Genomic DNA, 10606 nt, shown 5'->3' with positions numbered 1-10606 from the left:
CACCCTGCTGAGCCTCGGCGTCGCCGAGGACAGCTCGGTGCCGATGGCCGTGATCATGCTGGTCTCCGTGGCCCTGGCGGCGCTCGCCCTCACGGTCCTCGCCAGGCCCTGGCGGGGCCAGGGAGAACCGGAGGGCGGTCACTGACCGCTCAGGCCACGCAGCCCAGGTGGGCCAGCGCCTGCTTCAGCAGCACACCGTGGCCGCCGGGCATCTCGCTCTGCACCGCCGGGGAGAGCGCCTCCTGAGGGCTGAACCACACGAGGTCGAGCGCGTCCTGCCGGGGCCGGCAGTCGCCGGTCACCGGCACGACGTAGGCGAGCGACACCGCGTGCTGGCGCGGGTCGTGGTACGGGGTGACGCCCTGGGTCGGGAAGTACTCGGCGACCGTGAAGGGCTGGAGCGCGGCCGGGACCCGGGGCAGCGCCACCGGACCGAGGTCCTTCTCCAGATGACGCAGCAGGGCGTCCCGGACCCGCTCGTGGTGGAGCACCCGGCCCGAGACCAGGGTCCGGCTGACCGTCCCGTCGGGTCCGATGCGCAGCAGCAGGCCGACGCTGGTGACTTCACCGCTGTCGTCGACGCGCACGGGCACGGCCTCGACGTAGAGGATGGGCATGCGGGCGCGCGCCGATTCGAGCTCGTCGGTGGTGAGCCAGCCCGGCGTGGTTTCGGTCATGTCAGCCATCGCTTGATCATACTTTCCGGGCCTGTCCCGCGGCAGTACTCCGTGGCGGAAGCCACCACGGGCGCGTCGCCGTGATTGCGTTCGAAGGTTCAATCCGCGGGATCGGTGCGCGGGGCGAGGCGGCTCCACGCGGTGGCGGCGGTACGGCCGCCGGGCCGGGCCGGTGCGGACGGTCGGGGGTGACCGCACCGGCCCGGAACCGGCGGCCCGCTCATCGGTGCAGGTCAGGCCGGCGCTGCCGCGCGGGCCTCTGCCGCCACGTCGTGGTCCACCGCCGCGCGGACCAGCGCCGCGGCGAGCACGGCCGGGTCGGTCCCGCCCGCGGCGGAGACGAGGCGGCCGGGGTCCTCCGGAAGACCGAGGCGCCCGGCGCCCTGGAGGGCCTTGCGGTCCAGGTAGGGGGCCGTTTCCGGCCAGACGCCCTGCGCCTCGCGCAGAAAGATGTCGGCGCCGGTCGGCCCGATCCCGTCGAACTCCTGAAGCAGCCGACGGAGGCTCCGGACGTCGCCGTCCGCCTCCGCGCGCAGCCGCCGCAGATCACCGCCCCAGCGGTCGTTCAGCAGCTCCGCCTCGTCGCCGAGCTGGGTGGCGGTCCGCTCGTCGTAGCGCCGGTAACCGCCGCGCCCCAGCGCGTCCACCCGCTGCTGCCAGCTGGCGTCGGCCATCTGCCGGGGACCGCCGAGCCCCGCCTCGCGCAGCGCGCGGGCGGTGGACACGGCGATCGAGGCGCGGATGCGGGCACTGAGCAGATGGGCCAGGACCAGCAGCCGGTACAGCGGCTGCGGGGTGTCCTTCAGCCGGATGCCCGCCTCCTCGGCGTACGTCCGTCCGTGCGCGCCCACGAGTTCCCGTACGACGCGCGCGTCCCGGTCCACGGCTATGCCTTGAGCGGGTCGTGGCCGAGCGTCATCAGCCGGTGCCGTCGGCGGGTGTCCTCCGCGTCGGGCTCGTTCTCCACGTCCGTCTGCTCGGTGACCGAGTCCACGACCTCCCGCATCACGTCCAGGTCGGCCTCGGTGAGGTCGGTCCGGCGCTTCTGGAGGATGGCGAGGACGTGCTGCCCGGTGGGCGAGCCGGCCTGGTCCGGGAGCGGTTCGGTCACCTCGTCGGCGTCCGAGACGCGCAGCCAGGCGGAGAGTTCGGCGGAGGTCATGTTCACCACGCGGTGGAAGTCCTCCCACAGCGCGTCGAGTTCGAGGGCGTCGGCCATGAGGTGCGCCTTTCCCTTGCTGTTCCGTGGTGCGTACGTGCGGTGGCGGCCGGAGCGGCCGGTCAGTCCTCCTGCGGCCAGTTCTCGGCGTCGAACATCCAGCGCTGCTTCTCCAGGTCGGCGGTGATGGCGATCAGCAGGTCCTGGGTGACCGGGTCGGGTTCGTCGGTGGCCTTGATCCGCTCGCGCAGCCGCCCGATCGCCGTCTCCAGCGTCTCCGACATCAGCGCGACCGCGTCGGTGTCCCGCACCCAGCCGTCCTTCGGGGAGGGGAGGGTGAACGCGGTCGCGATCGTCTCGGGGCGGCCGTCGGCCGGCATGCCGAGCGCCGACGAACGCTCCGCGACGGTGTCCGCGTACTCCCGGGCCGTCGAGACGACCTCGTCGAGCTGGAGGTGGATCGAGCGGAACCGCGGCCCGACGATGTTCCAGTGCACCTGCTTCGCGATCAGCGAGAGCCCGAGGAGGTCCACGAGCGTGTTCTGCAGCGCGTCCCCGGTGACCTGGCGGGCCGACTCCGGAATCGTGCTCTTCACGACAGTCATACGGTGCTGCTCCTAGCTGCGTCGATGGTGGCGGGCCTTGAGGGCCCTCGCGGTCACGGACCCGGTGCGCCACGCCCGCCGGTACGTGCCCGGAAGTCCGGGGGCCGTCCACTGCCCGGCGCGGACGCCGGACACGGGACGGGCACCGGTCACCGGACACGGAACGGGTGCGGCGGCCGGAGTCACCGGCCGGGCCCGCGGTCGGAGGCGGCTCCTCGTCCTCCCCCGCCGGGGCCACGCGGCGCAACCGGTCCATGAACCTCCGGGTGCCCCGGCGGTACCTGCGCAAACACCCGCCGCGCTACCGGGCGAGCACCCCGTCGAGGAAGCCGGTCAGGTCGGCGAACACCTGGTCGCGGCAGGTCTCCAGGAAGACCTCGTGCCGGGCGCCCGGATAGATCCGTACCGTCAGGTCCCCGCCGTCGAACCGCTCGACGCCGACCCGGCTGCTGGACAGCGGCACCAGCCGGTCGTCGTCGCCGTGCAGCCACAGCACCGGGAGCGCGCCGGCGTCGCCGCCGTGGCCGACGGTCTTCAGCGTCCGCGCGAACGCCTCCACCGTGGGCCGCTTCATGGGGCCGTGCCACACCAGCGGGTCCGCCGCGTACGCCGCGCCGACCGCCGGGTCCCGGGAGAGCGCGGCGGTGCTGATCGGCGTGTCCGGGATCTCGTCCAGGGCGAGCAGCCGGCGGGGCAGCTCCCACTCGCCGATCACCGGTCCGGAGAGCACCAGCGCGGTCAGGACGCCCGGGTGGCGCTGGGCGTAGCGGGCGGCGATCAGACCGCCCATCGAGTGCCCGACCATGACGACCGGCAGCCCCGGGTGGGCGGCGCGGGCCGTCTCGGCGACGGTGTGCACGTCGTCGACGACGTCCTCGAAGTCCTCGATCAGCACCCGCTCGCCGTCCGACCTGCCGTGCCCGAGGTGGTCGGGGCCGAGGACGGCCGCGCCGTGCGCGGTGAGCACGCCGGCGACCTCCTCGTACCGGCCGGTGTGCTCGCCGTAGCCGTGCGTCAGCAGGGCCACGTACCGGGGGTGCCCGGCGTGCCACTCGCGGACGAAGATCCGTCCCCGGGTTCCGGACAGGGTGTGCTCGCGGGTCTCGGTCACGGGTCCTCCAGCTGCGTCGGTGAAGGTCAGGAGACGGATCTTCCCAGGGGACCGGCAGGCGGTCTATAGTCCAAAACTAGCAGTGCTAATTAACGGTCGTCGTGGACCGGCCCGCGCGGGCGGGCCGCCGGTCGGCCGAGCGACGACCGTCAGGAGCCCCCTCGTGCGTCCCGTCCACTTCGCGGCCGCCCGCCGCACCCCGATCGGCAAGCTCCGCGGCGCCCTGTCCACCGTCCGCCCCGACGACCTCGCCGCCGCTGTCATCAGGGGACTGCTCGCCGGCGAACCCGCCCTCGACCCCGCCCGCGTCGACGACGTCTACTGGGGCGCCGCCAACCAGGCCGGCGAGGACAACCGCAACGTCGCCCGCATGGCCGCCCTCCTCGCGGGCCTGCCCGACACCGTCCCCGGCGCCACCGTCAACCGCCTGTGCGCCTCCGGGCTGGAGGCCGTCACCACCGCCGCCCGCGCGATCGCCGCCGGCGAGGCCGACATCGTGCTGGCGGGCGGCTCGGAGTCGATGAGCCGCGCCCCCTTCGTCCTGCCCCGCCCCGACGAGGCGCTCCCGCACCGCCTGGAGACCGCCGACACCCGGCTCGGCTGGCGCCTGGTCAACCCGGCGATGAAGGACCTGCACGGCGTCCTCGCCATGGGCGAGACCGCCGAGGAGGTCGCCGAGCGGTATGGGGTGACGCGCGAGCGGCAGGACGCCTTCGCGCTGCGCAGCCACCGCCTCGCCGCCGAGGCCCGCGCGAAGGGCCGCTTCGACGCCGAACTGCTCCCCGTCACCCGCCCCGACGGCGGGACCGTGACGGCCGACGAGTGCGTCCGCGAGGACACCTCGCCCGAGAGGCTCGCCCGCCTCAAGCCCGTGTTCCGCGAGGGCGGCACCGTCACCGCGGGCAACGCCTCCCCGATGAACGACGGCGCCGCCGGCCTCCTCCTCGTCAGCGAGGAGGCCCTGGAGGAACTGGGCCTGGAGTCCCTCGGCCGTTACGTCGCAGGCGGCTCGGCCGGCGTCCACCCCGACGTCATGGGCATCGGCCCGGTCCCCGCCACCCGCAAGGTCCTCGCCCGCGCCGGGTGGAGCATCGACGACCTCGACGAGGCCGAGTTCAACGAGGCGTTCGCCGCCCAGGCCCTCGCCTGCGTCGACCAGCTGGGCATCGACCCCGAACTGGTCAACCCCTACGGCGGCGCCATCGCCCTCGGCCACCCGCTCGGCTGCTCCGGCGCCCGCATCCTCACCACCCTGCTCCACCGCATGCGGCACACGGGAGCGGCCCGCGGGCTGGCCACCATGTGCGTCGGTGTCGGACAGGGCAGCGCGGTCCTCGTCGAACGGAGCTGACCCCACCCGCGGAATCCACGGAATCCACGGAATCCACGGACTTCACGGACTTCACGGAATCCACGGACTTCACGGAAGACCCGCACGATCCTCCCGCCCCCGCAGAGCCGCAAGGAAACGGAGCAACACCCGATGGCAACCCTCTCCGTCGCCGCGATCCTCGCCGAGAACGCCCGGCGCCGCCCGCACAAGGAGGCCTTGGTCGAAGGCGACCTGCGGCTCACGTTCGGCCAGGTGTGGCAGAACGCCCTGGCCCGCGCCGGCGCGCTCGCCGGTCTCGGCGTCCGGCCCGGGGACCGGGTCGCGCTGATGGCGCCCAACACCGCCGAGTTCCCGCAGGCGTACTACGCGATCGCCGCGGCGGGCGGCGTGGTCGTCCCCGTCCACCTGCTGCTCTCCGCCGAGGAGGTCGAGCACGTCCTCACGGACAGCGGCAGCACCCTGCTGCTCTGTCACCCGGCGCAGGCGGAGACCGGCACGGCCGCGGCCCGCGCCGCCGGGGTACGGGTCGTCGTCCTCGGCGAGGAGTTCGCGAAGCTCGCCGCCGACGCCGCACCGCTGCCGTCGTACGTCACCCGCGACGCCGACGACCCGGCCGTCGTCTTCTACACCAGCGGCACCACCGGCGTCCCCAAGGGCGCCCTGCTCAGCCACTTCAACCTGGTGATGAACGCGACCGTCAACGCCTTCGACGCCAACGACATCCGGCCCGAGGACATCGCCCTCGGCGCCCTGCCGCTCTTCCACGCCTTCGGCCAGACCGTCTCCATGAACTCCGTCTGGCGCGCCGGGGCCACCCTCGTGCTGCTGCCCCGCTTCGACGCCGCGCGGGCCGTGGAACTGATGGTCCGGGAGAAGGTCGACACCTTCCACGGCGTGCCCACCATGTTCGTCGCCCTCGCCGCCGCGGCGGCCGGCGCCGAGGCCCTGCCCGCCCTGCGCGTCTGCGTCTCCGGCGGCGCCTCCCTGCCGGTCGCCGTCCTGGAACGGTTCGAGGAAGCCTTCGGCGCCAGGATCTACGAGGGGTACGGACTCTCCGAGACCTCCCCGGCGGCGGCCGTCAACCAGCCGGCGTTCGGCGCGAAACCCGGCACCATCGGCCACCCGCTGTGGGGCGTCGACGTCGAGATCGCCCGCGCCGACGTCGAGGGCCGCGTCGAACTCCTGCCGCCCGGCGCACTCGGCGAGGTCGTCGTCCGCGGCCACAACGTCTTCTCCGGCTACCTCGGCCGCCCCGAGGCCACCGCCGAGGCCATGGCCGACGGCTGGTTCCGCACCGGGGACCTCGGCACCAAGGACGACGAGGGGTTCCTGCGCATCGTCGACCGCAAGAAGGACGTCATCATCCGCGGCGGCTACAACGTCTACCCGCGCGAGGTCGAGGAGGTCCTCGCCCGCCACCCCGGCATCGCCCAGGTCGCCGTCATCGGACTCCCGGACGACCTGCACGGCGAGGAGATCTGCGCCGTCGTCGTCCCCGCGCCCGGCACCGAGCCGGACGCCGCCGGGATCACCGAGTGGTCCAAGGAGCACCTCGGCCGGCACAAGTACCCGCGCCGCGTGGAGTTCACCGACGCGCTGCCGCTCGGCCCCAGCATGAAGGTGCTCAAGCGGGAGCTGCGGGCACGGTACACCCCCGTCGGGTGACCGCCGTGGGGTGACCGTTGCCGGGTGACTGCCAGGGGGCGACCGGTGTCGGGTGACCGCCGGGCGAGACGGCTGTGCCGCCGCCGGCCGGGCGCGCATAGCATCGGGTCCCGTAATGGACATGATGACGCACTGGCACCTCACCGGCTGGGGGTTCGCGGGACTGGCCCTCGCGGCCCTGCTCGTCGGCTTCTCCAAGACGGCCGTGAGCGGGGCCAACACCGTCAGCCTCGCGATCTTCGCGGCGCTGCTGCCCGCCCGCGCCTCCACCGGCGTCCTGCTGCCGATCCTGATCGCCGGGGACGTCCTCGCCGTCCTCACCTACCGGCGGCACGCGCACTGGCCCACGCTCTGGCGGCTCTTCCCCGCGGTCGGGGCCGGTGTGGTCGCCGGCACCCTCTTCCTGATGTGGGCCGGCGACGGCGCCGTACGGATGTCCATCGGCGCGATCCTGCTGGTGATGGCCGGGGTGACGGTGTGGCGGCGGCGGACGGCCGAGGCGCCCGAGCCCCCGGAGGCCGACGGGGCCGCCACCCGCTCCGGACGCCTGAAGGCCCGCTCCTACGGTGTGCTCGGCGGCTTCACCACCATGGTCGCCAACGCGGGCGGCCCGGTGATGTCGCTGTACCTGCTCTCGGCCGGCTTCCGCAAGCTCGGCTTCCTCGGCACCTCCGCCTTCTTCTTCCTGATAGTCAACGTCTCCAAGCTGCCGTTCAGCGTGGGCCTGGGACTGATCGACGGGTACTCGCTGCTCCTCGACGCGGCGCTCGTGCTGTTCGTGGTGCCGGGGGCGCTGCTCGGCAAGTGGGCCGTGGACCGGATCAACCAGCGGCTGTTCGAACGGCTGGTCATCGCGGCGACCGTACTGGGCGGCCTCCAACTGCTCCTGCGCTGAGGCCCTGGGGCCCTGGCCCCTGAGACCCTGACATCCTCAGGTCCTGAGGTCAGGCCCCCATGGTCGCGCCCACCGGCTGCCGCACCCGCGCCGGCATCCCACTGCTCAGGTCCTCGACCAGCAGCCGCTTGGCGATCGAGTCGACCGCGGCCCGCACCTCCGCGTCGCTGGGCCGCCCGATGTCCCGCTCCACCCGGTCCTCAAGCCAGGAGGTCCAGGCCCGGCCGATCACCGCCGCCTCCCGGGCACCGGCCGCGGTGTGCGACAGCAGCGAACCGTCCCGGGTCAGGTACCCCTCGTCCACCATGCGGTCGAAGACCGGCAGCAGCACCTCCGGCGGCACCCGGTGCCGCGCGGCGATCAGACCGAGCCCGGCGTGCCCGACCAGCCGCGTGAACAGCTCGACCTGCATCACCGCCCACGCCCCCGCGGGGTCCAGCCGGGTGTCGCTCGCGGAGATGATCCGCCGCGCGGTGTCCAGCCGAGTGGTGCCGATGATTTTCCCCACGGACGATTCCAGCACCCGGCGCGAGTCGGTGTCGTTCGGCTGCGCGAAACCCTCGCCCAGGTCGGTGGAGCCGGCCCGCGCGCTGTCGCGCAGCTGGACCTGCTTGAGGAAGAGGGCGACCACGAAGCCGAGGGCCGCCACCGGCACCGTCCACAGGAAGACGGTCTGGATGGTGTCCGCGTAGGCGTCGATGACCGGGCCCGCCGCCTGCGACGGCAGGTCGTGCACGCCCTCCGGACTGGTCGCCGCCCGGCCGATCGAGGCCGGGTCCGCCACCCCCGTGGCCGCCGCCTCGGCGACCCCGTCCCGCAGGTTGGGGGTGAGGGCGTTGGCGTAGATCGTGCCGAAGACGGCGGTGCCGAAGGAGCTGCCGAGCGTACGGAAGAAGGTGACGCCCGAGGTGGCGGTGCCGAGGTCGGCGTAGTCGACGGTGTTCTGCACGGCGATGACCAGCACCTGCATGCACAGTCCGATGCCGGCGCCCAGCACGAACATGTACAGCGACTCCAGCGCCGCGCCGGTGGACGGACCCATCCGGGACATCAGCCACAGCCCCAACGCCATCACCAGCGCGCCGGCGACGGGGAAGAGCCGGTACTTGCCCGTCCGGCTGACCACGGTGCCGCTGAAGACGGAGAAGGCCAGCAGCCCGACGACCATCGGCAGGGTCCGCACCCCCGACACCGTCGCCGAGTCGCCGTCGACGTACTGGAGGTAGCTCGGCAGGTACGTCATCGCGCCGAGCATGGCGAAGCCGACGATGAAGCTGAGGATCGAGCAGACCGTGAAGACCGGGTTGCGGAAGAGCTTCATCGGCAGCATCGGCTCGGCCGCCCGGGTCTCCACCAGGCAGAACAGCGCGAGCGCGATCAACCCGCCCGCGAACAGGCCGATGATGACCGGCGAGCCCCAGGCGTACTGGTTGCCGCCCCAGCTCGTGGCGAGGATCAGCGCGCTCGCGCCGACCGCCACCAGCGCGATGCCCAGGTAGTCGATGACCGGCCGGACCGCCGACTTCACCACCGGGATGGTCCGGGCGGCGGCGAGCACGACGACGATCGCGATCGGCACGTTGACGTAGAACGCCCACCGCCACGACAGGTGGTCGGTGAAGAGCCCGCCGAGCAGCGGACCGATGACCGTCGACACGCCGAACACCGCGCCGATGGCGCCCTGGTACTTGCCGCGCTCGCGCAGCGGGATCACGTCGGCGATCAGCGCCATCGCGGTCACCATCAGCCCGCCGGCGCCGACGCCCTGCATCGCCCGCCAGACGATCAGCAGGGGCATGTTCGTGGCGAGCCCGCACAGGAACGAGCCCACGATGAACACGATCGCCGAGATCTGGAAGACGATCTTGCGGCCGAAGAGGTCACCGAACTTGCCGACCAGCACCGTGGCGACGGTCTCGGCGAGCAGGTAGGAGGTGACCACCCAGGACATGTGCTCGGCGCCGCCGAGGTCCGAGACGATCGTCGGCAGGGCGGTACCCACGATCGTCTGGTCCAGGGCCGCGAGCAGCATGCCCAGCACGATGGTGGCGAAGACGACGTTGCGCCGCCGCCGGTCCAGCACGGGCGGCTGGGCGGCTGCGGTCCGTGGCGTTTCCTCGGCGACTGTCACACGGCCACGATCACACCGGTGCCGGGGCCACGCATGTGGGGGACGTCCGCCCGGGGAGGGGTCAGCCGTCCCCGGGGCCGCGGCGCAGCAGGTACGTGTCCATGATCCAGCCCTTGCGCTCCCGGGCCTCGGCCCGCAGCCGCTCGATCCGGGGCGCCGCCTCGGCGACCGGTCCCGAGACGAGGATCTCGTCCGGGGTGCCGAGATAGGCACCCCAGTAGATGTGCATGTCCTCACCGGCGTACTGCCGGAACGCCTGCCGCGCGTCCAGCATCACCACGACGTCGTCCACCCCGTCGGGGAAACCCTCACCGGCCAGGCGCCGCCCGGTGGTGATCTGCACGGGCCGCGCGACCCGGTTCAGCCCGGTACGGTGCCGGGCGGCCAGCGCGGACACACTGCTGATGCCGGGCACGACGTCGTACGTGAACTCCACCGCGCCCCGCCCCAGCACCTCCTCCAGAATCCCGAGGGTGCTGTCGTACAGCGCCGGATCGCCCCACACGAGGAAGGCCCCGACCTGGTCCTCGCCCAGTTCCCCGGCGATCAGCCCCTCGTAGACGTCGGCGCGGGCCGAACGCCAGTCGCCGACCGCGGGGGAGTAGGAGGCACCGCCCGCCGTCCGGTCCCGCTCCGGGTCCCGGGCCTCGACGACCCGGTACGTCCCCGTGGGTACGTGCGCGTCGAGCATGTCCCGGCGCAGCCGCGTGAGGTCGGCCTTCACCTCGCCCTTGTCCAGGACGAAGAAGACGTCGGTGCCCCGCATGGCCCGCACCGCCTGGAGGGTCAGCTGCTCGGGGTCGCCCGCGCCGATACCGATGACATGGATCTTCCGCACGCGTCCGAGTCTGCCGTAAGCCGCGGCGGACACCACCACCGCCCCCGGCTCCGCTCAGCCACCCGGCCGCTCAGTCACTCAGCCGGGGCGCCCGCGCCGCCGCGTCCACGGGACCGCCGCCCCGCTCGACCTCGGCCGCCAGCTCCCGCGCCCACGCGGCGACGGCGGCGAGACCGATCCCGTACGGCCGCG

The 10606-nt window shown here is 73.3% G+C and carries 10 protein-coding genes; 3 read left to right on the top strand and 7 right to left on the bottom strand.

What is annotated here, in order from left to right; all coding sequences use genetic code 11:
• Positions 1-149: 149 nt before the first annotated feature.
• From UW392_RS22175 to UW392_RS22155, 5 genes are all read right to left on the bottom strand, one after another.
• Positions 150-677 carry an NUDIX hydrolase family protein gene (locus UW392_RS22175; RefSeq protein WP_320776841.1) on the bottom strand — a complete coding sequence of 176 codons (528 nt, stop codon included), beginning with the start codon at positions 675-677 and terminating at the stop codon, positions 150-152.
• Positions 678-910: 233 nt separating this feature from the next.
• Positions 911-1561: an endonuclease gene (locus UW392_RS22170; RefSeq protein WP_320776818.1), complete on the bottom strand. Its 651-nt coding sequence runs from the start codon at positions 1559-1561 to the stop codon at positions 911-913.
• A 2-nt stretch (positions 1562-1563) separates the two neighbouring features.
• Positions 1564-1896, bottom strand: coding sequence for a DUF3140 domain-containing protein (locus tag UW392_RS22165; RefSeq protein ID WP_320776817.1), 333 nt, complete (start codon positions 1894-1896; stop codon positions 1564-1566).
• Between the two features lie 62 nt (positions 1897-1958).
• Entirely contained in the window at positions 1959-2441 is a 483-nt protein-coding gene (locus UW392_RS22160) for a DNA starvation/stationary phase protection protein (RefSeq protein ID WP_320776816.1), read from the bottom strand.
• A 301-nt stretch (positions 2442-2742) separates the two neighbouring features.
• On the bottom strand, positions 2743-3552 hold the full coding sequence (locus tag UW392_RS22155) for an alpha/beta hydrolase (RefSeq protein WP_320776815.1): 810 nt from the start codon (positions 3550-3552) through the stop codon (positions 2743-2745).
• A 163-nt stretch (positions 3553-3715) separates the two neighbouring features.
• On the opposite strand from UW392_RS22155, the gene UW392_RS22150 reads away from it, so the two are divergent.
• From UW392_RS22150 to UW392_RS22140, 3 genes are all read left to right on the top strand, one after another.
• Positions 3716-4903 carry a thiolase family protein gene (locus tag UW392_RS22150; protein ID WP_320776814.1) on the top strand — a complete coding sequence of 396 codons (1188 nt, stop codon included), beginning with the start codon at positions 3716-3718 and terminating at the stop codon, positions 4901-4903.
• 132 nt (positions 4904-5035) lie between these two features.
• Positions 5036-6550, top strand: coding sequence for a long-chain fatty acid--CoA ligase (locus UW392_RS22145; protein WP_320776813.1), 1515 nt, complete (start codon positions 5036-5038; stop codon positions 6548-6550).
• Positions 6551-6665: 115 nt separating this feature from the next.
• Positions 6666-7445 (top strand): sulfite exporter TauE/SafE family protein, encoded by a 780-nt coding sequence (locus UW392_RS22140; protein ID WP_320776812.1) that lies wholly within the window; start codon positions 6666-6668, stop codon positions 7443-7445.
• 49 nt (positions 7446-7494) lie between these two features.
• Here the strand turns inward: UW392_RS22140 and UW392_RS22135 are convergent, their stop codons facing one another.
• Together UW392_RS22135 and cobF are read right to left on the bottom strand one after the other, a co-directional pair.
• Positions 7495-9576: an MDR family MFS transporter gene (locus UW392_RS22135; protein WP_320776811.1), complete on the bottom strand. Its 2082-nt coding sequence runs from the start codon at positions 9574-9576 to the stop codon at positions 7495-7497.
• A 61-nt stretch (positions 9577-9637) separates the two neighbouring features.
• Positions 9638-10414, bottom strand: coding sequence for a precorrin-6A synthase (deacetylating) (cobF, locus tag UW392_RS22130; protein ID WP_320776810.1), 777 nt, complete (start codon positions 10412-10414; stop codon positions 9638-9640).
• Positions 10415-10606 lie beyond the last annotated feature (192 nt).

It is taken from the genome of Streptomyces sp. CRN 30 (assembly GCF_034105845.1).
Note: the sequence above shows the minus strand (reverse complement) of the source record. Positions and strands in the feature narration are given on the sequence as shown.

Bases quoted from the DNA above. Each gene is read 5' to 3' on its own strand.
- UW392_RS22175 (WP_320776841.1), bottom strand. From the start codon at position 677: ATGACCGAAACCACGCCGGGCTGGCTCACCACCGACGAGCTCGAATCG.
- UW392_RS22165 (WP_320776817.1), bottom strand. From the start codon at position 1,896: ATGGCCGACGCCCTCGAACTCGACGCGCTGTGGGAGGACTTCCACCGC.
- UW392_RS22160 (WP_320776816.1), bottom strand. From the start codon at position 2,441: ATGACTGTCGTGAAGAGCACGATTCCGGAGTCGGCCCGCCAGGTCACC.
- UW392_RS22145 (WP_320776813.1), top strand. From the start codon at position 5,036: ATGGCAACCCTCTCCGTCGCCGCGATCCTCGCCGAGAACGCCCGGCGC.
- UW392_RS22140 (WP_320776812.1), top strand. From the start codon at position 6,666: ATGGACATGATGACGCACTGGCACCTCACCGGCTGGGGGTTCGCGGGA.